Origin of the sequence: Phaeodactylibacter xiamenensis (assembly GCF_965229835.1) — a bacterium.
In the GTDB taxonomy this organism is placed as follows: Bacteria; Bacteroidota; Bacteroidia; order Chitinophagales; family Saprospiraceae; genus Phaeodactylibacter; species Phaeodactylibacter xiamenensis.
Window position 1 is genome coordinate 1,882,101 of the sequence record NZ_OZ245931.1, and the last position, 26,080, is coordinate 1,908,180.

General features: G+C 52.2%; 21 protein-coding genes and 1 tRNA gene. 12 read left to right on the top strand and 10 right to left on the bottom strand.

Annotation, left to right across the window (positions count from 1 at the left end; translation table 11 throughout):
• Window positions 1–205 precede the first annotated feature (205 nt).
• Window positions 206–280, bottom strand: a tRNA-Pro gene (locus ACO08I_RS06875).
• A 229-nt stretch (window positions 281–509) separates the two neighbouring features.
• Here ACO08I_RS06875 and ACO08I_RS06880 point away from each other — a divergent pair.
• Both ACO08I_RS06880 and ACO08I_RS06885 read left to right on the top strand, forming a co-directional pair.
• Window positions 510–1,103 carry a DUF2911 domain-containing protein gene (locus ACO08I_RS06880; protein ID WP_282779287.1) on the top strand — a complete coding sequence of 198 codons (594 nt, stop codon included), beginning with the start codon at window positions 510–512 and terminating at the stop codon, window positions 1,101–1,103.
• Window positions 1,104–1,157: 54 nt separating this feature from the next.
• Window positions 1,158–1,553, top strand: a complete 396-nt coding sequence (locus ACO08I_RS06885; RefSeq protein ID WP_421948889.1) for a DUF2177 family protein — start codon at window positions 1,158–1,160, stop codon at window positions 1,551–1,553.
• Here ACO08I_RS06885 and ACO08I_RS06890 read toward each other — a convergent pair.
• Window positions 1,538–2,275, bottom strand: coding sequence for a DUF92 domain-containing protein (locus ACO08I_RS06890; protein ID WP_421948890.1), 738 nt, complete (start codon window positions 2,273–2,275; stop codon window positions 1,538–1,540). The genes ACO08I_RS06885 and ACO08I_RS06890 overlap by 16 nt on opposite strands.
• Before the next feature lie 61 nt (window positions 2,276–2,336).
• Here ACO08I_RS06890 and ACO08I_RS06895 point away from each other — a divergent pair, with 61 nt between their 5' ends.
• Complete coding sequence (locus ACO08I_RS06895; protein WP_282779282.1) at window positions 2,337–2,828, top strand: CBS domain-containing protein; 492 nt, start codon at window positions 2,337–2,339, stop codon at window positions 2,826–2,828.
• Here ACO08I_RS06895 and ACO08I_RS06900 read toward each other — a convergent pair whose 3' ends face one another.
• The 6 genes from ACO08I_RS06900 to folD all read right to left on the bottom strand — a co-directional run bounded on the left by ACO08I_RS06900 (window position 2,829) and on the right by folD (window position 11,034).
• Window positions 2,829–3,941: a fatty acid desaturase family protein gene (locus ACO08I_RS06900; RefSeq protein WP_282779280.1), complete on the bottom strand. Its 1,113-nt coding sequence runs from the start codon at window positions 3,939–3,941 to the stop codon at window positions 2,829–2,831. It abuts the gene before it with no gap.
• A gap of 231 nt (window positions 3,942–4,172) precedes the next feature.
• Window positions 4,173–4,349 (bottom strand): hypothetical protein, encoded by a 177-nt coding sequence (locus ACO08I_RS06905; protein ID WP_160213973.1) that lies wholly within the window; start codon window positions 4,347–4,349, stop codon window positions 4,173–4,175.
• A 130-nt stretch (window positions 4,350–4,479) separates the two neighbouring features.
• The gene (locus ACO08I_RS06910) at window positions 4,480–4,623 is read right to left on the bottom strand and encodes a hypothetical protein (RefSeq protein WP_160213975.1); all 144 of its coding nucleotides are present in this window, start codon (window positions 4,621–4,623) and stop codon (window positions 4,480–4,482) included.
• A gap of 96 nt (window positions 4,624–4,719) precedes the next feature.
• Window positions 4,720–9,291 carry a hypothetical protein gene (locus ACO08I_RS06915; RefSeq protein ID WP_282779273.1) on the bottom strand — a complete coding sequence of 1,524 codons (4,572 nt, stop codon included), beginning with the start codon at window positions 9,289–9,291 and terminating at the stop codon, window positions 4,720–4,722.
• An 11-nt stretch (window positions 9,292–9,302) separates the two neighbouring features.
• Window positions 9,303–10,127, bottom strand: a complete 825-nt coding sequence (prmA, locus tag ACO08I_RS06920) for a 50S ribosomal protein L11 methyltransferase (protein ID WP_282779271.1) — start codon at window positions 10,125–10,127, stop codon at window positions 9,303–9,305.
• A 28-nt stretch (window positions 10,128–10,155) separates the two neighbouring features.
• Window positions 10,156–11,034: a bifunctional methylenetetrahydrofolate dehydrogenase/methenyltetrahydrofolate cyclohydrolase FolD gene (gene folD, locus ACO08I_RS06925; protein WP_282779269.1), complete on the bottom strand. Its 879-nt coding sequence runs from the start codon at window positions 11,032–11,034 to the stop codon at window positions 10,156–10,158.
• A 118-nt stretch (window positions 11,035–11,152) separates the two neighbouring features.
• Here folD and ACO08I_RS06930 point away from each other — a divergent pair, with 118 nt between their 5' ends.
• The 4 genes from ACO08I_RS06930 to glgX all read left to right on the top strand — a co-directional run bounded on the left by ACO08I_RS06930 (window position 11,153) and on the right by glgX (window position 15,020).
• A complete protein-coding gene (locus ACO08I_RS06930) occupies window positions 11,153–11,821 on the top strand; it encodes a YggS family pyridoxal phosphate-dependent enzyme (RefSeq protein ID WP_421949712.1) in 669 nt (222 codons plus the stop codon).
• Window positions 11,822–11,832: 11 nt separating this feature from the next.
• Complete coding sequence (locus ACO08I_RS06935) at window positions 11,833–12,600, top strand: Rossmann-like and DUF2520 domain-containing protein (RefSeq protein WP_421948891.1); 768 nt, start codon at window positions 11,833–11,835, stop codon at window positions 12,598–12,600.
• 3 nt (window positions 12,601–12,603) lie between these two features.
• The gene (locus tag ACO08I_RS06940) at window positions 12,604–12,885 is read left to right on the top strand and encodes a hypothetical protein (RefSeq protein WP_421948892.1); all 282 of its coding nucleotides are present in this window, start codon (window positions 12,604–12,606) and stop codon (window positions 12,883–12,885) included.
• Between the two features lie 80 nt (window positions 12,886–12,965).
• Complete coding sequence (glgX, locus tag ACO08I_RS06945) at window positions 12,966–15,020, top strand: glycogen debranching protein GlgX (RefSeq protein ID WP_421948893.1); 2,055 nt, start codon at window positions 12,966–12,968, stop codon at window positions 15,018–15,020.
• Window position 15,021: 1 nt separating this feature from the next.
• Here glgX and ACO08I_RS06950 read toward each other — a convergent pair whose 3' ends face one another.
• Both ACO08I_RS06950 and ACO08I_RS06955 read right to left on the bottom strand, forming a co-directional pair.
• Window positions 15,022–15,285 (bottom strand): NifU family protein, encoded by a 264-nt coding sequence (locus ACO08I_RS06950; protein WP_044229259.1) that lies wholly within the window; start codon window positions 15,283–15,285, stop codon window positions 15,022–15,024.
• Window positions 15,286–15,290: 5 nt separating this feature from the next.
• A complete protein-coding gene (locus ACO08I_RS06955; protein WP_282779254.1) occupies window positions 15,291–16,388 on the bottom strand; it encodes an Mrp/NBP35 family ATP-binding protein in 1,098 nt (365 codons plus the stop codon).
• Between the two features lie 110 nt (window positions 16,389–16,498).
• On the opposite strand from ACO08I_RS06955, the gene ACO08I_RS06960 reads away from it, so the two are divergent.
• The 5 genes from ACO08I_RS06960 to ACO08I_RS06980 all read left to right on the top strand — a co-directional run bounded on the left by ACO08I_RS06960 (window position 16,499) and on the right by ACO08I_RS06980 (window position 26,051).
• A complete protein-coding gene (locus tag ACO08I_RS06960) occupies window positions 16,499–18,496 on the top strand; it encodes a bifunctional riboflavin kinase/FAD synthetase (RefSeq protein ID WP_282779252.1) in 1,998 nt (665 codons plus the stop codon).
• Window positions 18,497–18,508: 12 nt separating this feature from the next.
• Window positions 18,509–19,246, top strand: a complete 738-nt coding sequence (locus tag ACO08I_RS06965; protein ID WP_282779251.1) for an RluA family pseudouridine synthase — start codon at window positions 18,509–18,511, stop codon at window positions 19,244–19,246.
• Between the two features lie 156 nt (window positions 19,247–19,402).
• Window positions 19,403–19,993, top strand: a complete 591-nt coding sequence (locus ACO08I_RS06970; protein WP_421948894.1) for a hypothetical protein — start codon at window positions 19,403–19,405, stop codon at window positions 19,991–19,993.
• Window positions 19,994–20,167: 174 nt separating this feature from the next.
• Window positions 20,168–20,509 (top strand): hypothetical protein, encoded by a 342-nt coding sequence (locus tag ACO08I_RS06975; RefSeq protein WP_044229270.1) that lies wholly within the window; start codon window positions 20,168–20,170, stop codon window positions 20,507–20,509.
• A gap of 13 nt (window positions 20,510–20,522) precedes the next feature.
• Window positions 20,523–26,051 carry a proprotein convertase P-domain-containing protein gene (locus ACO08I_RS06980; protein WP_421948895.1) on the top strand — a complete coding sequence of 1,843 codons (5,529 nt, stop codon included), beginning with the start codon at window positions 20,523–20,525 and terminating at the stop codon, window positions 26,049–26,051.
• The last annotated feature ends 29 nt before the right edge of the window (window positions 26,052–26,080 follow it).

The window sequence follows — 26,080 nt, forward strand, 5'->3', positions numbered from 1 at the left end:
GAGAAAACCTACTTCAAGCCCTCACCTAATTATAAACTGCATTTGACGGGCGGATGGGCTGCGCCCTTCCTCAGGTGGGAAATGACAACACAAAAGGTCAACCCTTGGTTTAGCCTTTCGTCGTTTAGGCCCTTATGCGAATGTGTTCGCAACGGGCCTAAACGACGAAAGGCCATTTCGCTTTGCGAAATGACCTTTTGTGTTGTCGGGATGAGAGGATTCGAACCTCCGGCCTCACGCCCCCCAGACGTGCACTCTAACCGGGCTGAGCTACATCCCGCTCTTATTGTTTTCCGAAAACTGAAATTCCCTTTTAGGACTTCCTTTCTTTTCCGGGAACGCAAATATAAGCAACCCCGGCATGCGGTGCAATAATTTTGGCAAAAGAAAATTTCCAAGTACCTGCCACGCAGCTTGAACACTACCTCTGATTTTTGCATTACTCTGACATGCGGACAAGAAAATGTAATTTTAGGTTTTTAACAATTCAATCTATCCACATTATGAGCATGAAGCATTTACTATTTGCCCTGGCCTTTGGCTTCGCCTTTGCAAGTTGCGGGGGTACCGGTACCGACTCAGGCGATGCCGGTTCTGCTACTGATTCCACCGCTACGGAAGAAACCGTGACGGAGGAAGAACCAAAAGAAGACAAATCCACCCGCAAAAGCCCGCCCCGCACTGCGGAAGGCGAAATTGGCTCTGCTACCGTAACAGTCAGCTATGGCAGCCCGTCGGTACGTGGCCGTACCATTTTTGGCGACCTCATACCTTACGGCAACATCTGGCGTACCGGTGCCAATGAGGCGACTACCATCACCGTGAGCGAGGAGGTCATGGTGGAAGGCGAGGCGCTGCCTGCCGGCACTTATGCGTTGTTTACCATTCCCAACAAGGAAACCTGGACGGTTATCTTCAATAAGGAAGCGGAGCAGTGGGGTGCCTACGACTATGACGAAAGCATGGATGCCCTCCGGGTGGAAGTGGCACCGGAAGCCCTGGAAGAAAATGCAGAGATGCTGGAATTTGAAGTGGGCAGCGATATGGTCACCATGCGGTGGGCAGATGTGGCTGTGCCTTTCAAAATTTCTACTGTAGAGTAAATCCGATCCTGGGTGCTTTCTCCGGAAAGCCCCAGTACTTCTCAATTGCCCATCATGGTCTATCTGAAACCCTTCCTGCTTGCTGCGGCTGCCTTTACCGCCCTGGACTTACTTTGGCTGGGCGTGGTGGCGCGGGGTATTTATGCCCGCTACCTTGGGCAGCATATGCGGCCCTCTACCGATTGGATTGCTGCTATTCTCTTTTATTTTATTTTTCTGTCTGGCATCATATACTTCGTCGTACAGCCGGGCACCAATAATTCAGGAACGGCGGTCCTCCTGCGTGGGGCTTTTTTCGGAATGGTGGCTTACAGTACCTATGAGCTGACCAACCGGGCGGTCCTGCAAGACTGGCCCTGGCCAATCGTCCTGATTGATATCGCCTGGGGTACGGTGCTCTGTGCCCTCGTAGGGTGGTTCAGCTGGTACTTTTCTCAAAATGCAGCATAGGCCAGCCCGGCAAAGAGAGCCGCAATTAAGCTGCTCCAAAAGTTGACGGTGTGGTTATTAAGTACGCCCTGTCTTTGAAGCGTCGCTCCCAGCAAGCTATCCGACCAATTGCCTGCGATTCCTGCTATTGCAACCACTCCTCCTGCCAACCAGGACTGCGCCTGCCAGCCAACGGGCACCGCAATTAAGACCGCCCCAAGCACTCCAAACAGCGTACCTTCCAGACTTACCATACCGTCTGCACCACGAGCCCCCTGCTGCCAGGTCAGAATATTCCAGTAGCGTCGTCCATATAAAGTACCGAGCTCTGATGACAGTGTATCTGATGTGGCACTGCTCACTGCAGCCGCCATCATAGGAAAAGCCAGTGGCTCCACCCATCCGGTAGCCCATGCGGCCAACCCCAGACCGCCTGCCACAGCACCATTTGATATGGCATTCACCCAACTTCGGCGCCCACCGGCTTCCTGCGCAACGCCCATCGCTTCCTTTACAGAACGCTCCCACCTCGTAGCCATAGACCCCGTCACAAAAAACAGCCCGAGCAAAGCCACACCCAACCAGCCACCGCCAAGGTACATACCTGTAGCAATAAGCGCTCCGGCCAGCCCTCCGCTCCAACTGATGGCTTTTGCCCGGATACTAAGCAGAACCGCTGCCGTCAAAAGAACCGGAAAACCCCAGCCTGCATAAGGTTTCAATTCAAACCCAATAAAACTCATTTCGAAAAATTTGACACCCTCGGTATTTTATTGTAAGATTACACAAACAAACAAAATAATTATGAAACCCTATCCGCCCATCACCGACTATATGGCGACTAAGCTCGTCACCTTTCATCCCGATATGGATATACGGGAAGCTATTGATATCCTGCTGAAAAAGAAAATCTCGGGCGCTCCGGTTTTGGATGCCAATGGGCAACTCATCGGTATGTTGTCTGAAGCGGATTGTCTGCGCATTCTTATCGAAGGCCCCTACAATCATGAACCTTCCTCCGCTAAAATCAAAGTAGGGGATTATATGTCGGGGCGGGTAAAGCACATCGAATCCTCCAAAACTATCCTTGATGCCGCCTATGAATTTGTGCACAGTGGTTACAAGCGACTGCCGGTGCTTGAAGAAGGCCGCCTTGTGGGGCAAGTCAGCCGGGTAGATATTCTCCGGGCTATTCAGAAAATGACACCAGCTGTCAAGCATATCCCTGACAGCTGGCGTGGCCGCGAGCCGGCAATGCCGACCTACAAACAGACCTTCTATGGTAAGAATTCGTAATTAGGCAATCTGCGGCATTGGCTGCCCGGTACCTAAGCTGCGTAACATATTCCAGTGGATGCGCAAAGCAGAACGGAAAGATGGCAGCGTATTGTAGGGGAAGTTGTACTCCTCGGCAGTTTCCTGTACAATCTTGGAAATATGACGGTAATGGATATGGCAGACATTTGGGAATAAATGGTGCTCCACCTGATAGTTCAACCCACCTACAAACCAAGACAGGATGCGGTTGTTCGGCGCGTAGTTCGTCGTGGTCATTAATTGATGGACAGCCCAGTTTTGCCCCAGGTTACCCTCTTCGTCCGTTGTCGGGAACACCGCAGCCTCCATAACATGTGCCGTTTGGAAAACACAACCAAGCAGGAAGCCAAGTGCAAAGTGCATAATAGCGAAACCAATCACCGTAATCCACCAGCTCGCCGGAGAGAATACCAGTGGGATGACCAGCAGGTAGATGTAGTAAACCACCTTCACGAAGATCAACTCCGCAAATACTTTAGGGAAAGACATATCGTGCTGTTCCAGCAGGCCGGAGCGATGATAGCGCACCAATTGCTTAAAGTCTTTTGTCGTGATCCACATATGCGTCATAAGGCTGTAGAGGAACCAGGCATAGAGGTGCTGAAATTTGTGGAACCAAAGGCGCTCCTGTTCCGGAGAAAACCGAAGCAGTTTACCCGCGTCGATGTCCTCATCCATACCATGCACATTTGTAAAAGAATGGTGCAGGGTGTTGTGCTGAATCTTCCAGTTTGGCGCGAAACCGCCAATCAGGTTGATCACCCAGCCCAATACGCCGTTGACGTATTTATTGCGGCTGTAGGCGCCGTGGTTGGCATCGTGCATCACGGAGAAGCCGATACCGGCGGTCACAATACCCAAAACGGTCCATGCCAGTAAGGTGAGCCAGGGATTGGTGACAAACCCACCGACAATAGCGCCATAGAGCAATGCGTAAGTGCCCACGAGAACAACCGTCTTGGTCACCATCGCTGCATTAGCGTATTTGGAAATATTGTTCTCTTGGAAATAATCGTTGACCCGCTTTCGGAGGGCCATAGCAAATTCCCGTTGCCCCTTGTCGCGGCTGAATCGAATGTCTTGAATGTTCATTTTGGAAAAAATTAGCGTAGAGGAGATAGAAATCGTTTGATGATACTGAACAGTCTTCAGCAGACTTATTTGTTTATAGCTTGGTTAAAGGTAATCAATCCTGATGCCCTGTAGTACATGACTACTAAAAAAATGACACCGGAATTACTAAATGGAAATAGCTGAACAAACCGCAAAAGGCTTCTCCAGCTATTGACCGAGGCTGTAAATTTGGAGGAGTGCCGGCATTGGTCATACCATTTCTGCCGGGTCCTTTTCAGTTTCTTCTTCGGAAGGGGCGTTGACATTATCAGCTTTTCCTTTCTTCTTGGTGAACGCCACCAGCAGAATCCAGGCCGGAATCACAATCAGGGACACCACCATTGCAATGAAGGCAACTTTGGCAGCAAAAAGGTCTAACAGGAACATTGGTTTATATTTTTGTGAGTAAGTGAGGCAGCCTGCCCCTTTTTCACATCAATAATACGGCAGTTCACAAATCCAGGTAATGACCTTTGTCACCCTGTGTCCATGAAAAATATTAGGCTTTTTACGGCACCTAAGCTTCGTCTTCCGGCTCAGCAGCCTTCTTTTTTGCGTTCCGCCGGTAGTAAGCAACAATTGCCCACACCGGCAGTACAACGGTCACAAACAACAGCAATAAGAAGATGGCCTTCGCCCTTATGATTTCAAGAAGGATCATTGGATTAAAATTAAGTGAACAACGATACCTTCAATATGCAGATCAATAGTATTTCTATTGCTGACAGATCACAGTGCTGTAAGGTGTGATTTGTCATTACTTTTGTTGAGCAGCCTTCACCCGGTTGAGGAAAAGCCGTGCCGAGCCCACATCCACCGCCTGTATCTCGTAGGTGTTGCCATCATCCATTTTGGTGATTAACTCCTTGCTCTTCATTCCGCCCAGGGCATCCATAAACTCAGGATTGTTGGAGGTGATGCTCATAATGCCCTGCTTGAAGCCAAAAAAGTAGAACAGTTCGCTCGGCGACTTGATATAAATGTACAAACGGTCGTCTTCATTGCTTGGCATTTTGTACTCTACGTAAGCTTCCAGCATCTTATTGAGGGGCTCACCAGCTACGGATACGACGCCGATTTTTTCCTCTTTGGACACAAAGGACTGATACTCCGCATCCCACTTCATCGGAATTTTAGAAAACAGGAAAGTGTAGGGGTTGATCTTTTTCGGTATATCCAGAATGCCATTACCTAAAGTTGCCAAGGCTTCCCTGGCTTCCGTCCCTTCCGGAAGCAGGTTCATCAGCGCTTCCCGGTAAAAGTCCAGCTCCGTGAGGTAAACAATGGGCTTGGCATCAAAACTCATCGCCTCGATGTCATTCATCATGATTTTCATGAGCCTATCCGGCACAATCAGTTTTACGCCCGACATGAACTCGGCGTTGATTTCATACCGCTGCACCCCTTCTTCCTGCTGTCCGAGCGATGGGATGAGCGACATGGTATCCGAAATGATCATTTCATCCGGATTGACTACTTCTTCGTACCGGGACTCCATCACCCCAGAAGCATCTATACTCACATAATTCAGCCCGGTACCCAGGTTAAATTTCCCTTTGCCCTCCAGCTTCCCGGAGCCATTCCAGAAGGTCAGCTGATTGCCGCGTATGCCATTGGTTTGGATGCGAATGGAATCCCCAAAAATGAAGTAATCCTTATCCCTGTTGTATTTGAATATCCCTTTTACAGGCAGAATTTGCCGGTCCTTACGGAAGAAAAGGGGCATCATAACCCGTGGATAGATTTCAGCCGTTTCCTTGCTCAGGAAGAAACCGGTAGCGAGGGGCTCCCCTTCCAGGTTTTTGGGCTCATCAAAGCTGATGGCGAGGTCATTCTTGTCCGCTTCACTTTGCACCGTAAACCAATAGCGGTAGGGCAGGCGCTCCGCATCCAGCCGGGCAAAACCGTCAAAGCTCAGATTCTTGGTTTCTGCTCTCAGCCCGATTTCACCCTGGAACTCGGTACGCTGATCAATATAAAACTCATCTTCTTCCGTTACTTCTCCTTTACCTACCGTCACCACCGGGCGCTCATCATAAGCCCCTTTGCCCAGCGGTTGCCCCACGATATTCTCAAACTCAATTTCCTGCTCCCGGTCACCAACGTTGTACTCGTAAAACCCTGATGCCTGATAGAACCTGCGGCCTTTGACATCTACCGTTGCCCGCTTGATAACGTGGTTCTGATTAAGAGTATCAGCTACAATCCTGGCGTTCTCCAGGGTAGCCATCTCGCCGTCCTGACCGATCCTCACAAAGTTACTGTCCGGATAAACGAATGCATCTGCTGCAATCAGGTAAGGGACACCGCTTACGCTGAGCTCATCAGTTTTGAGGTCGTAGAAAGCCTCTCCACCTTCAAAGTTCAGCGAGTCTTTGCCAGGGTGAGTGGACGTGAACTTGCCCGGCGAGCCTTCTTCTGCCTTGAAGGTGATGCTCTCATCTGCCATGTCCCAGGTAAACTCGTTGATAGAGGTCTTGTACTGAATGGCGGGCAACTTGGTTTCCAAAAACGCCTGATTGGCTTTGAAGGTCGCCAATTGCTCATCAAAGTCGACATCACTTTGGACATTTGTGGTCTCCAGGGCGATATCGTCCAGGTCCTGCGTTTTGATCTTTACGGCTGTGGTATCCGCAGTAGAACTGAAAGCTCCAAAAGAGAATAAGCTGGAGACCATCGTTGCCGTTTCCCAGTCGAAGGTACCGTCGCCTTTCAGGCCGCCCGGTGTCAGGATGAGCGTACCATCCAGGGTATGGACTTCCTCCGGGAAAAGTTTAAAGGCTTCTTCCTCCGAGCGGATATACATGCTATCCTGATAAGGCCGCCAGTCAATTTTCACGTCAATACCGCGTACTTGCGGCACTTCCAGCCCTTCTTCCCTTGATTCCTCCAGGTTAAACTCTTCGGCACTCGCCAGCATCTGTTTCGGCATCCAAATCATGTCCTCAGAGTCGATGGAAGCGCCCAGATAAGTCAGGTTCCCTTTTCCCAACAGGCCGGAATTGCTCAGCGCCAGTTCTCCTTTGTACAAACCCCGCTCCAGGTAGGCGGTGTAGCCTTCTCCTTCTGTTTCGTGTATAAACCCGAGGGATTCATCCTCCTGCAGGCTGACCGTTTCCTCAAAGGGAGGGAAAATGCCCGCCGGGTACAGCGTGCCTTCAAACTGCACATCCTCACGGGTATAAAAATCGAGGTGATTAAAGCTAAACGGGTTGACCTCAAAGTAAAAGGAGTCGCGCGTGTAGGCCCCTTTCTGAGCCGAAGGATAATCGTAGAAAACATAGGAATAATCCTTGCTCTGCAACGAAGGGAACATGGGGATATCTTCCTTCCCGGACTTATTGGAAGGGGCATCGATCAACAGTACGCCGGTCAGGTGCTCCAGCCGTGAGCCGATGGACAGGGCTTCAGGCTCGCCACTCTTCATCAATTTGCCGGTGGGTACGAAGAGATCGAAAAACCGGACAGAGTCCAGGTCAATCTGAAAAGGCTCGTATTTGAAATGGAAGTCTTTACCCTCCAAGGTCGTCAGGCCGGCGAAAAGCACCCCGTCGAAGTCAATATTCCGGTTATCCTGCACCACCAGGTGATCGCCTTCGGGCTTCAGGGCGACGCGTTGTTTGGCACTCAGTTCCACCATATCCACTCCTCGGATGTCAATACTGTTGTTCGACAGGTTCATGACCGCATTGGTACTATCCGTGGTGGACCGAATGCGGAGCACATCGTAGTCGATCAGGTCCCGGTAAGCATCTGCATATAAAAATACTTTGTCTTTCACCTCTACGATTTCCTCTTCGGGGTAGTAGTTGATGAAGCCCCGGGCTACCATATCGTAAAGCAGGCTTTTGATGTTTTCAATGCCGAATTTCGGGTTGAGGCGTTGAGCTACGTCAGCGGCCGGAAGTGTCTTCACCCCACTGTTGTTATCGTACATCACCTTTAGAATGGCAATCGGGTTCACTGAAGCGATGCTCTGCAGCTGCCGGTAATCCTGTTCGGTAAAGTAGTTCAGGGATTCGAAAATCACATCCTCTTTCCGCTGATACGGCAGTTTGCCCCGACCGATCGCAATAGAGTCGCCATTCAGATAGGCCGTCATGGAATTAGCGTAAAAGTTGATGCCATGCAGGGAGCTGTAAAAAGGGTTTTGGTCTGCCGCACTTTCGCCCCGGGTAAGGGTCATCTCCCGTTCTTTGATTTCGAAGCGAACATCTACAGAAGGGTGGTAAATGCTGTCCTTGCCAAAATACAGCACGCCTTCCACCCCACTGCCGGCAATGCGGTCCTCACGCCGGATGGTGAATAGCTCTGATGCGCCCCGGAAAGATGCCGTGCTGTTCGCATCCCGTATATTGATTCTGGCGGGCTGTTGCTTATTCCCAAAGCCATAAACGGTGGTACCGTGCAGGCGGAAGTACCCTTCAAAAGCGATGCCTTCGCCTATATTACTGACTTCCAGGCGCTCGGTAGATTCGAACCTTGGGAATGACCCTTCCACGGCATCGCTACTCGATACGAGTTTGTCACTAAAAGTGCCCGTTACCGCTTTGTTCCCAAAATATACCGGGTAGTGCATTTTCGCGTCTTCCACGGTATACAAGCTCTTGATCGCTTCAAACTCATAGTCGCCTAATTCCGCGAAAACCCCTTTAGGCAGGCCGTGCCGCTCCCAGGTGACCCGGCCACCGGTCCCCCGCCACATGCGTTCTACCGGCTCGAAAGTACCGGAAGTCTGGTATATGAATATGGAATCGGTGCGCCGCTGCGCCATGAGGTCGAGCCCTTCAAAAGCGACCACAGGCTGCTCCTCTTCGTATTTGAAAGTAAAGTCGTCCGTATAGGCATACCAGGAAGTACCGCCGGAATCGGAATAGCGCAGTGCGCGGCGCTCAAAAAACTGGCTGGAAAACTCCAGGAAGTCATCAAAGGGGCGAAGCCGCCGGTTTTCAATGCCAGCCAGCATCTGGTCCATTACAGAATGCCATTCCTGAAAAACCCGGGCCGGGTCCTTCGTATTTTTTACCTTAGTCAGTGCGCGCAGGTAATTTTGAAAATAAGGACCGGCAGTCATCCGCAGCTCCAGCATGGCATTGCCGGTTTTGAGAATTTGCTGTACTTCCTCCTCAGTAAACTGCCCGCTGGCGAAAACGTCGGCAAACTCCTTGTAGGCTTCCTCCAGCACTTCACGCTTGCTGCTGGTCATATACTCTTCCAACTGCCGGATGAACTCGGCGTGGTCCTCAGAGAAGCGCTCCAGTCGCTGCGCATTTGAAATGGTGGTCAACAAAAAGAGAAAGGAAAGGACAATCGTAATGATTCTGGCCATGCTGAATTTTGCTATTGTTTCTCAAACAGCAGGCAGCACCAGTCGCCACGGTGCATCGTTTTCCGGCATTCAAACCCGACCTGGGCTGCCCGTTCGGTCACCATAGCTTCGTCTACCTGCAAAACCCCTGAAGCCAGCAGCTGCCCGCCGGCGTTTAGGCGCTCATATAACGCCTCAAGGGAGTTTAATATTACGTTTCTGTTAATGTTTGCCAAAATAATATCATAGGTCCGTTCTGGCACTTTGGAAAGGTTTCCAAAATAGGCTTTGAGGTGAGGTACACCGTTGCGCCTGGCGTTCTCTACTGTACTCTCGTATGCCGGTTTCTCAATATCCACAGCATCGATCTCAGCCGCCCCCAACATCCCTGCCAGAATCGCCAGGATACCGGTCCCGCAGCCATAGTCAAATACCGCTTTGGCTTCCCAGTCGAGTGCTTCCATCTGCGCCATCATCATATAAGTGGTCTCATGATGGCCGGTGCCAAAAGCCATCTCCGGATTGATCACAATCTCGTACCGGACCTCCGACAGCCGTTCGTGGAAGGGCGCCCTTACGCCACAAAATTGCTCCACCTGAATAGGCTGGAAGTTGGACTCCCACACCGCATTCCAGTTTTGATGCTTCACCAGCTCCCGCTTAAAAGAAAAAGATAGCTTACCGGAAATATCACTCAGCTGCTGCTCAATAGCGAAAGCATCCGCATCCGCGCGTAAATAAGCGTGCAGCCCGTCTTCCGTTTCCTCAAAAGTATCGAAAGGAAGCTCTCCCAGAAATGCCAGGATAATCTCACGGGAGGGCGCATCAGCCGTAATGATATAGCGATAGTAGTCCATAACTGTTGGTTTTTCAAACTCTAAACTCCTAGTAGACTTCACCCCGGGCCGCCCGCAGCGTATTCATCAGCAGCGAAACCACGGTAAGCTGCCCAACACCGCCCGGGACAGGAGTAATCCAGGAGGCCTTTTCCGCCACCGCTTCATAGTCCACATCTCCGCAGAGCCGGTAGCCTTTTTCAAGCTCCGGTGCCTCCACACGGTTGATCCCAACATCAATAATGACTACTCCTTCCTTGACCATATCCGGCTTTACAAACTCCGGAATACCAATGGCCGCCACCAGAATATCTGCACGGCGGGTATGCTCCGCCAGATCTTTGGTGCGGGAATGGCAAAGCGTCACCGTAGCATTACCGGGGTAGCCCTTGCGGGAAAGCAGAATACTCATGGGCGTGCCCACGATATTGCTGCGGCCCAGCACCACGACCTCTTTGCCTTCGGTAGGCAGTTCATAACGGCGGATCATTTCCAGAATACCGGCGGGTGTGGCAGGCAAATAGCAGGGCATGCTTTGCGCCATACGCCCGAAATTGACCGGATGGAAACCGTCAACGTCTTTTCGGGGGTCAATGGCGAGGGTTACCCGCTCTTCATTGATGTGGGCCGGGAGAGGCAATTGCACGATGAAACCGTCGACAGCGTCATCCTCATTTAGATTATGCACCACTTTGAGGACTTCCTCTTCTGAAGTGTCCGCAGGAAGGCGGACCAAAGAAGATTCGAAGCCGACTTTTTCGCAGGAACGGACTTTGTTGCGCACATAAACCTGACTGGCGGGGTCTTCCCCCACCAACACAGCAGCCAGGTGCGGGGCACGCTTGCCGGCAGCTTTCAGCTGTTGGACTTCCTCTGCCAGTTCTGCGCGGATTGTTTTGGCCAGAGCTCTTCCATCAAGTATCTGCATAGGGCTTATTTTTGCTTCAAAGGTAGGAATTAATCAATAGACTCCAGTCAATTCTGTGGCGGCAAAGCGGACAACCTTGGTGCCGCTGAAGTGTTAGAACCAAAAAGCAAAAACGACGATCCACGCAAATATGAATTTCAAGGAACTCCAACAGCAGCTTGCCCAAACCAACACCCGCCTCATCGCAGTCTCCAAAACCAAGCCCAATGAGCAGATTATGGAATTGTATGAATTGGGGCAGCGTGACTTCGGTGAAAACCGGGTACAGGAGATGGCAGACAAATACGAAGCCCTGCCCAAAGATATCCGGTGGCACTTCATTGGCCACCTGCAGACCAACAAAGTCAAGTACATGGCGGATTTTGTGCACCTCGTCCATTCCGTAGACCGACAGAAAGTCCTAAAGGAGATCAACAAGCGAGCTAAGCAGTCCGGCCGGGTGATCGGCTGCCTGCTGCAATTCCACATCGCAGAGGAGGAAAGTAAATTTGGCTTTGACCTGCCGGAAGCTAAAGCTATGCTGGAAGGAGCCGCTTTTCAAAACTTTGAGCACGTGCGCATCTGCGGGGTCATGGGCATGGCGACCTTTACGGACGATCAGGATAAAGTCCGCAGGGAATTCCAGGCCTTGCACCGGATTTTTGATACCCTCCGCGAAGCGTATTTTTCTGATCAGCCCCACTTTAAGGAAATTTCTATGGGCATGTCGGGCGACTACCCGCTTGCTCAGGAAGAAGGCAGCACCATGGTCCGCATCGGCAGCTTGCTATTTGGCCCTCGAAACTAAATGCCTCCGCTATGAAAATCACCATCATAGGCGCAGGCAATGTGGGCAGCCACCTGGCTTTGACGCTTCATCAGGCCGGTTACACTATCCTACAGGTTTACAGCCGTCAGCTTTCAAAAGCCCGGCCGCTGGCCGAACAAGTCGGCGCCGCCCCCATTCATCAGCTAAGCGCAGTAAGCACCGAAAGTGAACTTTGCCTGCTTGCGGTCAAAGACGATGCAATCGGAGTAGTGGCCCAAAACCTGTCTCCCTTTTTGCCCAAAACCACTTTGCTGGCTCATACCTCAGGCGCTACTCCTTCCACTCTCCTCTCAGATGCCTGGGCGAATTGGGGCGTATTCTATCCTCTACAGACCCTTTCCAAAGGGCAGCCGGCTGATTTCACACAAATCCCTATGTGCATAGATGGTGCGACTCCGGCCATTCAGCAGGCCCTGCAGGAAATCGCCGGGCAGATCAGCCATCAGGTGCACCTGGTCAATGATGAGCAGCGCGCCACCTTGCACCTGGCCGCCGTGTTTATCAACAACTTCACCAACGCTATGCTGCAAGCCAGCCATACCCTGACGGAGGAAGCCCAACTGCCCCGCGAGATCCTCAGCCCCCTGCTCCAGGCCACCATCCAAAAAGGTACCCGGCAAGAGCCCCGCATGGCTCAGACCGGCCCCGCCATACGCAGGGACCAGCAAACCATTGAGCGGCACCTCAGGCAACTGGCGAACCATCCTGAGCTTTCAACCGTCTATAAAGCCATCACTTCTTACATTCAAACTTTCTAAAGCATGCGCATCGCCGGCTATATCGAGCACCCCACACTCAAAATCACCATTTTTCAGATGGACAACCGCTTCACCGTTAAGTTTGAAGACGGGAAACACGAACAAGCCTACAAATTCAGGACGGGCGAGTACATCAATTCTGTCAACGACATCCGCCGGCTGGTAGATGCTGCTTTTATAGAGGAAGCTATGGTCGAAATGAGCCGCCTGCACCGCATTCATCAGAGCGCCCTGCAACGCCTGCAGCCCGAAGAAGCCGAGGACGAGTTTGACGATATTTTGTAAGCCGGAATTCAGACCAGGTATCCTGTACTATATCGGCACGGGTTTGCTTATCTTCAGCCCGGAACAAACCCTTGCTGTTTATGTCCTATCACGCCCAGACCGGCCGAAGTGCACCGCTTGGCGCCACCGTTTACCCGGAAGGCACCAACTTCAGCATTTTTTCCAAGCATGCCTCTGCCGTTGAGCTGCTGTTATTTGATGCAGGTGACCACAGTACGCCGCTGAAGGTATTCCGCCTGGACCCGGAAGCCAACAAAACCTTCTACTACTGGCATATCTTTGTGGAGGGAGTGCACGAGGGACAATTGTACGGCTGGAAGGTTTATGGCCCATATGCACCGGAAATTGGCTACTATTTCGACGGGAATAAACTCCTGACCGACCCGTATGCCCGGGCAGTCGTGATGGATACCTACGAGCGGGCAGCAGCAATTCAGCCCGGGGACAATACCGCGAAAGCCATCAAAAGCGTGGTCGTGGCCAATGGCAGCTACGACTGGGAAGGCGACCGGCCGCTTAACCACCCTTATTCCCATTCCATCATTTACGAGTTGCATGTCGGAGGCTTTACCAAACACGAAAGCTCCGGCGTAGACGATAAACTGCGGGGGACTTACCGGGGGCTTATTGAAAAAATCCCTTACCTGCAAGCGCTGGGTATCAACTCCGTGGAGCTCATGCCCGTACAGCAGTTTGACCCGGCTGATGTACCCGATTCCAATCTGACCAACTACTGGGGCTATTCGCCCATTGCTCTCTTTGCGCCACATACCGGTTATGCCAGTACGGATGACCCGGTTGGTGCCATCAATGAATTCCGGGATATGGTCAAGGCTCTGCACCGTGCTGGAATCGAGGTGATTTTGGATGTGGTCTTCAACCACACCGGTGAAGGAGGCGCCGACGGGCCCATCCTTTCCTTCAAAAGCATTGAAAACCGAGCCTACTACATGCTCGATGAGCATTACCATTACCGCAACTACTCCGGCACGGGAAACACCCTCAACGCCAACCACTCGGTGGTACGCCGCCTCATCCGTGACTGTCTGCGGTACTGGGTGGATGAGATGCATGTAGATGGTTTCCGCTTTGACCTCGCCTCTATTCTGTCCAGAGACGAAGCCGGACGGCCAGTACAAAACCCGCCCATCCTTTGGGAGATCGAGTCTGACCCGGTCCTGGCCCCCACAAAAATCATTGCGGAAGCGTGGGATGTACAGCAATATCAGCTGGGCAATTTCGTCGGTGACAAATGGGCAGAGTGGAATGGAGCCTACCGCGACGACATCCGCCGCTTTCTGAAAGGAGATCAGGGTATGACACAAATAGCAGCCAACAGGATCAACGCCAGCCCGGATTTATTTGGCAAATTGCTGCGCGACCCCAACCGAAGCATCAACTTCGTCACCTGCCATGATGGTTTCACCCTCAACGACCAGGTCTCTTACAACCAAAAGCACAACTGGGCCAATGGCGAAGATAACCGGGACGGCCATAATGACAATCACAGTTGGAACTGCGGCGCAGAAGGCCCCACAAAAGACCTCGTGGTACAACAACGCCGGATGCGGCAGGTAAAGAACCACCTGACTCTTTTGCTGCTAAGCCAGGGTACTCCTATGCTGTTAATGGGAGATGAGGTGCGCCGTACACAGCGGGGCAACAATAATGCGTACTGCCAGGATAATGAGCTCAGCTGGTTCGACTGGGGCGCCGTAGAAGAACATAAGGACATCCTGCGCTTCACCCGGGAGCTGATCCAACTTAACCTCAAAACGCCGTACTTTCAGGAACAATTTTACTGGAACAGCCCTAAAGCACTGGGCGGCTCCCGTTGCCAGTTCGGAGGAGTGCGCAACAATCACCCGGACTGGAGCCATCACTCCCATACCTTGTCTTATACCCTAAAGAACAGGGCTTACCCTTACCGCATGCATGTCATGGTGAATGCTTACTGGGAACACCTGAACTTTCAGATTCCAAAACCAAAGGGGGGACAACCCTGGAAACGGATCATTAATACAGCAGTGGAAAGCCCGAACGACATTCTGAGCTTCGAAGATGCCCCTGTCATTCGGGGCGGCGGAGTATATGTCAATGCCCGGTCGGTCGTAGTATTGTTGGATGGGCAATAGTCTATCCCACATTCAGCCCGTTAATGGCTTCCACCGCACTTACCTCGGGGATTTTGCCGATCAGTGCCTGCTCGATGCCAGCCTTCATCGTCATCATAGACATGCTGCAATTTTCGCAGGTGCCCAGCCATTTGATTTTGACAATATGGTCTTCGGTAACATCTACCACTTCCACATTGCCCCCATCGACAGCCAGGTGAGGCCGGACATCGTTGAGCGCCTCGTCGACGCGTTGAATCAGTTCTTGCTTTTTGGTATTCGACATGGCGCTTAATTATTCATTTTTACAATACGGGTTGGGTCTTTGGTTTCATTGCGGATAGCGATCTGACGGGCGGCATTCTTAGCCACCAGCTGCATAGCTTCCGTGGCGTGAGGTACGTCCCGCAGGACGACCGGCTTGCCTTCGTCACCGCCTTCGCGTATACCCTGTACAATAGGCACCTGACCAAGAAGAACAGAATTGCTTTCCTTTGCCAGCCGCTTACCACCACCTTCACCAAAGAGGAAGTACTTATTGTCGGGCAGTTCAGCCGGCGTAAACCAGGACATATTCTCCACCACCCCGAGAATTGGTACATTGACCGAAGGCAGGAGGAACATATTCATAGCCTTGATGGCATCAGCGATCGCGACTTCCTGCGGCGTGGTCACCAGGATAGCGCCCGTTACCGGGACCGTCTGTACCAGGCTCAGCTGAATATCACCAGTACCAGGCGGCAGATCAACGATGAGGTAATCCAGAGGCGGCCAGACGGTATCATTGAAGAACTGCTTGATAATACCGGACAGCCTGGGCCCACGCAGCACCACTGCCTGTTCTGGTTCAATAATAAAGCCAATGGACATCACCGGCATACCGTAAGCTTCCAGTGGCATAATCTTGGGCTGATCGTAGATTTGCTTTACCTGTGGCCGCTGCCCCTGCAAGCCCAGCATCGTTGGGATGGAAGGGCCGTAGAGGTCAGCATCGATCAGGCCCACCTTTGCTCCCAGCTGTTTGAGCCCCAGTGCAAGATTGACGGCAATGGTAGATTTGCCCACGCCGCCTTTGCCAGACCCCACTGCGATGATGTTCTTAATGTGGCTGACCGGGCTGTTGGGCTGTTGTTGTACCCCAGGCGCAGCACTGATCATATGGACGTTCACGTTCGCCTCCGGGTATACTTCCTGGACGGCTTGCATGCACGCAAAATTCATATCCGACTTATTCCTGGAATCCAGGGATGGCAATTCCAGTGAAAAATTGATATTATTGCCGTCGATTTCAAGGTCGCGCACCATATTCATCGTGATAATGTCCTGACCGGAGTTCGGATCAGTGACTTTGGTTAGCGCCTTTACTATTTTTGTTTTATCAAAACTCACTCGAGCTAATTTCTATTTAGATTGAATAGGATTAAGAAGAAAAGCAAAATTACAAACAATTAAAAGCCCAGAACAGTTTTCTAGCTGTTTTATACATCAGCCTACTGCGCATGAGAGTTTTCAATGATCTGAATGATTTACCGGATTTTCAAAACGCTGTTGTCACCATCGGTTCATTTGACGGTGTCCATCTGGGGCATCAGCAAATCCTGGAACGGGTCAAAGGGCTAGCGCGGCAGTGCGAGGGCGAGAGTATCGTAATCACCTTTCACCCCCACCCCCGGCTAGTCATCTATCCCAGGGACAACACCCTGCAGCTCATCACTTCCATTGACGAAAAGGTAGACCTGATGCGGCGCTACGGTATCGACAACGTGGTGGTGGTACCCTTTACGGTGGAGTTCTCTCAGCAGAGCGCCGATGAGTACATCCAGAAATTCCTGGTAGAGACCTTCCACCCCCGCTATATAGTTATCGGGTATGACCACCGATTCGGGCTCAACCGGCAGGGGGACATCAACTATCTCAAGTGGCACGGCGAACAATCCGGTTATGAAGTCGTGGAAATCGGCAAGCACGAAGTGGAAGACATCGCGGTAAGCTCCACCAAAATCCGCAAGGCGCTGGAGCAGGGCGCTGTTGATCAGGCGCAACGGCTGCTGGGCCACTATTTTTTTCTGACCGGCACGGTGGTGCACGGCAATAAGATCGGGAAAAAGCTGGGCTTCCCAACGGCTAATCTGGATCTGAACAACCGCCACAAACTGCTTCCCCCAACCGGTATATACGCTGTTTACGCTTACCACAAAGGGCAACGGTACGGCGGCATGTTATACATTGGCGACCGCCCCACCCTCAAAGAGTACCAAAACAAAACTATTGAGGTCAACCTCTTTGATTTTGATAAAGACATCTATGGCGATAAACTGAGGCTCGAACTTGTGGCCCGTACCCGGGACGACGAGGCCTTTGCCGGGCTGGATCAGCTCAGTGAGCGGCTTGCACAGGACCGGCTGGAAACCAAAGCCATCATCGAATCCCGGGAAAGCAAACAAGCGAAAAAAAAAATAGCGGAAGCACCCCGCGTGGCCATCGTCATCCTCAATTATAACGGGAGAACTTACCTTGAGCAGTTTCTGCCGAAGGTCCTGGAGCATACCTCCGGCAACTTTGAGGTCATTATCGCAGACAATGGTTCAACAGATGACTCTCTGTCCTTTTTGGCGGAAGCCTACCCGGAGCTCAGGCACATCGACCTCAAGACAAACTACGGCTTTGCGGAAGGTTACAATCAGGCACTGGCCCAGGTTGATGCCCCCTATTTTCTGTTGCTGAATTCTGATGTGGAAGTTACCCCTGGGTGGCTGTCTCCCCTTGTGGAGCTCCTGGAACGCGATCCTGCGGTGGGTGCCGTACAACCCAAAATTCTGGCCTACCATGAGCGCGAAAAATTCGAATACGCCGGGGCGGCCGGCGGCTGGCTGGACAATCTGGGCTACCCTTTTTGCCGGGGGCGTATCTTCTCCGTTACAGAGACCGACAAAGGGCAATACGATGAGCTGCAGGAAGTCTTTTGGGCAACGGGGGCTGCATTTCTGGTAAGATCGAGCCTGTACCGGCAGCTCGGAGGCTTTGACGGTGATTATTTTGCTCATTCTGAGGAAATCGACCTGTGCTGGCGCATCAAGCGCGCGGGCTACAAAATCATGGCCCGGCCCCGCTCCGTGGTTTACCACGTTGGCGGCGGCACACTTTCCTATAATACCCCCCGCAAGGCATTTCTGAACTTCCGCAACAGCCTGTTCACCCTGGTTAAAAATGAGACAGGCAGCCGGCTGGCCTGGATCTTGCCGGCCCGCCTCCTCCTCGATGGTGTGGCCGGATTGCTGTTTTTATCCCAGGGTAAATTTCAGCACATCGCATCCATAGTGCAGGCCCACTGGTCCTTTTTCGGTCAGTGGCAGGCCACCTGGCGCAAGCGGCGGGAAAACCAGGACCGGGTTGCTAAAGTGAGCATTGCCAGCAAGCCCAATCTCTGCGGCCGCTACCCCAAAAGCATTGTATGGGCCTTCTACGCCCGCAACATTCAGTATTTTAAAGACCTTTAACCCAACCTGTCCATGCCAAAATACCAACCCGAAATCCTGCATCAGGACAATGACCTCGTGGTCGTGAACAAGCCCGCGGGCCTGCTAACCCTCCCCGACCGCTTTAAGCCAGCTGAAAAGCCTAATCTGAAAACCCAGCTAGACCAGCTATTTGGCAAGGTCTGGACTGTACACCGGCTGGACCGGGAGACTTCCGGGCTGTTGGTCTTTGCCCTCAATGAAGAAAGCCACCGCAGCTTATCACAGCAGTTTCAGGAACGCACGGTAGAAAAAGCCTACTCCGCTATCCTTGACGGCTGCCCAGCGGAAGCAGAAGGCACTATCGACCGCCCCATCGGTCCCAACCCGGCCAAACCCGGTCAAATGATGGTCGTCAGGAAAGGTAAGCCATCCGTCACTCACTACAAGGTACTGGAAGCCTTCCGGCAATTCGCATTGGCAGAATTCCGGATCGAAACCGGGCGTACCCACCAAATCAGGGTACATGCCGCTGCCATTGGGCACCCTCTGGCGGTGGATGCCTTTTACGGGCGGCGCGAAGCCCTTTATCTTTCTGAAATCAAAACCCGGGGCTTCCAACTCGGCAAAACCAGTGAAGAACGCCCCCTGCTGAGCCGGATTGCCCTGCATTCGAGCCGGCTCTCCTTTGTGCATCCGGGCAGTCAACAGCCATTGCTCATTGAGGCGCCAATGCCCAAGGACCTGCGTGCGGTGTTAAATCAGCTTAGAAAATGGGGAAAAACACCTTAGCCCTCTTTGAAAAATGCGATTTTTTTGTAGCTTGCCTTGCAAAGAAAATACTCCTATACCCTTCGCTGACAATCACTAAGACGACCCTGAGTTTTTGTAGTCTTTATTTCTACACCCGGCCTGTTGCGCTTACACACAGGCTATACTACAGCGGATATGCCTTTTAGAACGGTACTGAAAATATGGGTGGGGCTGCTATTGCCCCTGTGGGGATGGGCGCAGCCCGAAAAGGCAGGCTTGGAGATCGCAGGCAAGCTTGGGCTTTGTGACCCACTCACCTCCAGAAGCGGGGAAGTGTATGAGAGCGCCCCCTGCGCAAACTGCAACATTGAATACATTCCGCTCATTGGCAGCAGCCAAAATCCGGACCTCCTTTTTATCGAAATCAACTCGGCTTCCCATTGTGGTTCCGGTGGATGCAGCGGTCAGATTTATGCACGGCGTGGCCCTTCCTACCAGCAAATTCTGGGCTTGTTCGGTTACTTTGAGCGCAGTGTGCCTCAGCCTGGTAATCAGCCGGCAGACCTCGTTTACCTTCATGTGGACAGTGGCAGCCGGGATTACGATGGCGATGGCATGGAGGACCGGGCCAGTATCTGGATCCAATACCGGTGGAACAGCAGCACGGAACAGTACCTGCCGCATGACATTCTCCGTATAAAAGTCAACGAACGAAGCATCCCCCTTGCGGCCAAACGGACCGCCCTGCTCAGGGAATGGACCCGGAATAACCGATGGTCCTTTTAGCCTGTGCTCCGTTTGCCCGCTACTTTTCCCAATATTTGTCGCCAATAAAGTAGAATTAACAGCTTTTGGATGGGGATTTGCACGTGGAATAGAATATTTTTGCAGCAGTCCTGCCTTCAGATCACTTGGTTGGGGGCAAAGGGTTCTACATACTGATTAGCAAACCACCAAACGATGATGAACCGCCCCCCAACAGCAGTAGTCCCTGTTGAAAAAAAAGCAGACTGCTTTGAAGACCATTTTAAATTGTTATTTTTGTTCAGCCCTTATAACAAGAGGGCAGGCGGCAACTCATGCTTTAAAACAGCAACACCCTTTCGTCAAGCCGCTAAATCTATCTATCTTATCCCACCAATTTACGGAAACCATGACACTGGTACGGCCAGTCTGGATTATTCGGCAGCATGTCCACCCTCAGATATTTTCCGGAGGTGGGACGCTAACGGTCAGATAATTACGGCTCAATCCGCAAAATTGACTTCGGAGCATCCGGAATTCTACATTCAAACCAAATAGAAATTCTCACTTCATGAGCATGCATAAACGCCTACTCGTATTTTTTGCCCTCTTCATTTCTGCCGTTTCCGGCCAGGCCCAGAACTTCCTCATGGGAGAATCGCCCCTGATCAATACCTGCGACGGGTTGTTCCTGGATACGGGCGGCAATATGAACGGATACGGGCCCAATGAAAACCTGGAGACGACCTTCTGCCCCACGGGCGCTGGCGAGAATATTCAGCTGACCTTTCCGGGCATGAATATTCAGCCCGGTGACCTGTTGTGCTTTTATGACGGGGAGAATACCAGTGCCCCGCTACTGGCCTGCTCCGACGAGCTGACCTATGGTAATGGTATTATTATTCAGGCAACAGCGGCTAACCCTTCTGGCTGTGTAACCGTGACCTTCACCTCTGATGCAACCGCCGAAGATGCAGGCTGGAGTGCCAATATTGAATGTATTCAGGATTGCCAGACGATCTTGTCTACTATCGCTTTTTCCAACCCTGCGATTGTACCTGCCGATACTGGTTATATTGACATCTGCCCCGGAGACCGGGTATCCTTTGAAGGGGCAGGCCTCTATCCGCAAAATAACCTGGACTACCCTCAGTCCGATCTGACCTCCACTTTTTTGTGGAATTTCGGCGACGGCTCCGAAGCCGTTGGGCCCAACGTCTCCCATGAGTACTCTGAACCTGGAGGATATACCGTGCAGCTTACCATCACAGATACGGAGGGCTGTACCAGCACTAACTTTATCTCGCAAAGGGTGCGGGTTTCAACTTACCCTGAGTACAACTTTGGCGACGCTTTGCTGCCAGGCTGCGTAGGAGATACCATTAGTCTGGTTGGAACCGTGGATAGTACGTTCAATGGCGTGGATGTTGCAGCTTCTACGGTGGAAGGCAGCTTTCAGCAAGGGGGCAGCCGTTCTGACACCCTGCTGCTCCCTGATGGCAACGGCACGAGCTACTTCTCCTCGGTAGGCCTGAACCAGTTCCCTCCGGGAGCGACCCTGACCAACTCCGACCTGCTTTCCAGCGTATGCCTGATTATGGAACACTCCTACGGTGGTGACCTGGACATCGAGCTCATCTGCCCCAACGGGCAATCTGTTTTCATCTTAGATTATGGCGCGTCTTCCGTTGGTTCCACCAACTTTGGTGAGCCCTTTGCCACAGGGGGAGTAGACAGTCAATCCAGCGACCTGACCCCCGGCGTACCCTACGAATACTGCTTTAGCATGACAGGCACGGATTATGGCACACTCAATGCTGAAGCCGGTGACTACCAATACACCTACACGACCGTGCCGAGTCAGAATACAGGCCAGACCTTTTCTTATATGGATTCCTACTTCCCGGAAGGAAGTTATTTGCCCCAACAAGATTTTTCCAACCTGGAAGGCTGCCCCCTCAATGGCGAATGGACCATCCGGGTGCAGGACAACCTCTCACAGGACAATGGCTGGCTCTTCCAGTGGGGCCTGAATTTTGACCCCAGCCTGTTTGCCAACCTGGAAACTTTTCAGCCGGTCATCACTAACTGGGGCTGGATCGAAACGGATAATATGATTTTCTACAGCCAGGACTCTATTTCCGCGATCCCGGAAAATGCGGGCACCTCCAGCTATACCTTCACCGTGGAAAATGACTTTGGCTGCACTTTCGACACTACCGTCAATATACAGGCGCTGCCTATTACGCATCCGGACTGCTACAGCTGTGGTACTTCAGACAGCCCGCTGACCGATACGGTTATATGTGAGGGCGAAAGTGTGGCGCTCGATGCCACTTCGCCCCTTGCAGGCATGGTACCAATTACATTTGAGCAAATTCCGCAAATTCCTTTCGGTGCAGCCAATTACCCTAACAATAACCCTTACGAATCCGTCATCAGTGTCAACAGCATCAACCCGCTGGTATTAACGGACCCCACCACGCAGATTGAGTCGGTATGCGTTAATATTGAAACCAACTGGAACGGAGACATTAATCTGTTCCTGGAATCGCCAACCGGGCAGACCCTTGAGCTGAGTACCGGCAACGGTGGTGGCTCTGACAACTATACGAACACCTGCTTCACGCCTGCGGCAACCACTCCAATCAATACCGGGACAGGGCCCTTTACCGGTGATTTTCAGCCCGAAGGGAACTGGGCAGACCTGACCGGCAGTGATATCAACGGCAACTGGATCCTAAGAGCTTCTGATGCCTTTGCGCCCAATGATGTTGGCGAATTCATTTCCTGGTCCATTTCCTTCAATAACAATAATGATGTTACCTACAGTTGGGTAGGAAATAACTTATCCTGCACAGATTGTCCGGACCCCGTTGCTACTCCAACCATGACCACAAGCTATATTGTGGAAACCAATGACAGCTACGGTTGTGTGGGTATGGATACGGTATTGGTCGGTGTGGTTTCGGACATCCCTGCCCCGCAGGTGAGCTGCGTGGTTACCGGTCCTGGCGTGCTGCAGTTTGACTGGACAGCGGTAGGTGACTTCACACAATACGAAATCCGGGCAACGATCAACGGCGTGACCGGCAACTGGGAAGGGCCTGTTATGGGTACATCCTATGAGCTTACCGGACTGAACAATAGCGACAACGTCACCTTTGAGGTACGCGTCTTCACAGGGGGGGCTCAGCTGGACTGCGAAGTTGCCGTAGGCGAAACGGTTTGTTCCATTGCGCTTTGCACCCTTACCGGAACAGCGGATGCACTAACCGACCCCACCTGCTTCGGCGCTGCTGATGGTAGTGCAACCATTACAACGCAGGGGGGCACCGCACCACTTATGTTCAGCCTTGATGGAGGTACGCCACAGTCTGATCCTACCTTCACCGGGCTGAGTGCAGGCAATTATCAGGTCATTCTCAATGACGCCAATGGCTGCGCAGACACCCTGCAATTTGGGCTCAATGAACCGGATACGCTCACAGTCAGCCTTCAAATCACAGCAACGATTGATTGCCATAACGGCTCTACCGGTGCGATCTCAGCGACAGCCAACGGCGGCAATGGTGGCTACAGCTACAATTGGGAAGACCCCGGCATAGGGGATACGCCAACGCCGGATGGGCTAACCGCAGGTACTTATATCCTGCAGGTCTCTGACGCGCTCGGGTGCACTGCTAGCGATACCGTCACAATCAGCCAACCGGATTCTATCATCATCCAACTCGCCCCGCAGGCTGCCAGTTGTGCTGATTTGGAGGATGGCGCCTTGCAGAGTGTGGTCACCGGAGGGGTGCAGCCCTATGACTATTCCTGGAGTAATAATGCCACCACTCCGGAAATCAATGGCTTACAGGCAGGCAACTACTGCCTGACCATCACCGATGGCAATGGATGCCAACAGATCGCCTGTACAGAGGTTACTTCGCCCCCGGCTTTACTTATCGACTCATTAACCTTTACGCCACCCCTTTGCAACGGAGGCGACAATGGCTCCGCTACCGTCTTTGTCAGCGGCGGGACCGGAACTTACAGCTACAACTGGAGCGATAATCTTGCTCAAAGCAGTGCAACCGCAAATATGCTTAGCGCACAAACCTATACGGTCAGTGTAACGGATGACAACAACTGTATGACCGAACAATCTGTGACCCTCACTGAACCGGAGCCGCTCAGCGTGACCTTTCAAATACAGGATGCCAGCTGCAACGGTGGCTCAGATGGCTCCGCTACTGCACTGCCGGAAGGCGGAACCGCTCCTTACACTTTCAGCTGGAGCAATCAGCAGGAAGGGCCTGCCGCTGACGGTTTAGAGGCAGGAGCCGTACAGGTTACAATTACAGATGACAACGGATGTATGCTGGAGTCTTCGATAACCCTCGATGAACCGCAGGAAGCAGTAACCCTTGAAGTCATGCAGACCGAGCAGGGCTGTTTCGGAGCACAGGATAATCAGGCAACGGCGACTGGCTTTGGCGGCACAGGCGGCTTTACGTACAGCTGGAGTAACGGCCAGAGTACGGCAACGGCTACCGGCCTGGACACCATACCTTATACTGTAACCGTGACAGATGACAGCGGGTGTACCGCAGTGGATACGATCCTTCCAGCCGACCTCGAAGAAATATCGTTCCTGATCATCACCAATCCGCCTTCCTGTAATGGGGTGGTCGACGGACGGCTTGGGATTAACCTGATCACTGGTGGCAACGGCCAAACCTTTGAAGACTATTCCATTACATGGAGTACAGGAGATACAGGCCCTATTACCGACGGACTGGCTGGTGGGCAGACTTATTCCGTGACCGTAACAGATGGACAAGGCTGCGAACGGATTAGAGACCGATTCCTGCCTGAACCTCCAGCCATTACAGTGGAAGTCGCTACCGATAGTGTAAGTTGTAATGGCGGAGCAGATGGTACAGCTACCGCTGTGGAAGTCACCGGAGATGCGCCCCCATTCACCTATGACTGGAGCAACGGTCAAACCACAGAAACCGTTGCAGGCCTGGCAGCAGGTACCTACACCCTCACGGTCAATGATCAAAATGGGTGCGCTGGCATTGCAGAATTCAGAATTACAGAGCCTACGCCACTTGAAGCGACGCTGGAAAGTGAGGATATCGATTGTTTTGGCAACCTCAATGGCACGCTTACAGCACTACCGGCTGGAGGCACACCGGGTTATGCCTTCAACTGGTCAAACGGGCAAAACGGCAGTTCCGCAACCGGCCTGGGAGCAGGTTCCTATACCCTAACCCTTACGGACGCTAACGCCTGTGAGATCATTTTAACCGATAGCGTGGATTCTCCGGAACCACTCATGGTGGACCTCTCCGCTCAAAATCCGATTTGCTTTGATGAGGCAAACGGCAGCATTCAGGTTAATGCCACAGGAGGAACTCCCCCCTACCGATACAGCCTAGACAATGACTTCTTCTCAGGTTCCAGCTTGCTGATTGGGCTGGAAGCAGATGACTACATCGTTTATGTAAGGGATAACAACGGCTGTATCAGCAGTGAAAATACATCTATCAGCAATCCACCGGAACTCAAAATTGACGCCGGGCCTCAGAGCTACACCATCACCCTTGGAGACAGCATACGGATTTATGGCACAAGTGAAAATGCCACGGGTAATGTTAGTTTCACCTGGATCCCACCCTACGAAGGCACCCTGAGCTGTACCGACTGTTTCAATCCGGTCGCCTCACCGGAATTTTCTATTTTGTATGAATTGGTTGGCGTAGACTCTCTGGGCTGTACGGATAGCGATCAGCTGCGTATTTACGTAGAAAAACCGAGGATCGTGGAAGTGCCCACCGGCTTTACGCCAAACGGGGACAACACGAACGACCGCCTGATCGTCCACGGGCAGGAAGGCACTTTCGTGGAAACGTTCCGGGTGTACGACCGCTGGGGCGAACTCGTGTTCGAGCGCAGTGAATTTGAAGTCAACTCCGAAGCCAACGGCTGGGATGGCAACTACCGTGGCAAAGCGCTTATGCCCGGTGTTTACATCTGGCAGGTCATCGTCACCTATCCGGACGGGCGGGAGGAAGCCCTCGAAGGGCAGACCACTTTAATCCGATAACAGCACCCGATTTTGACACACTCAAACCG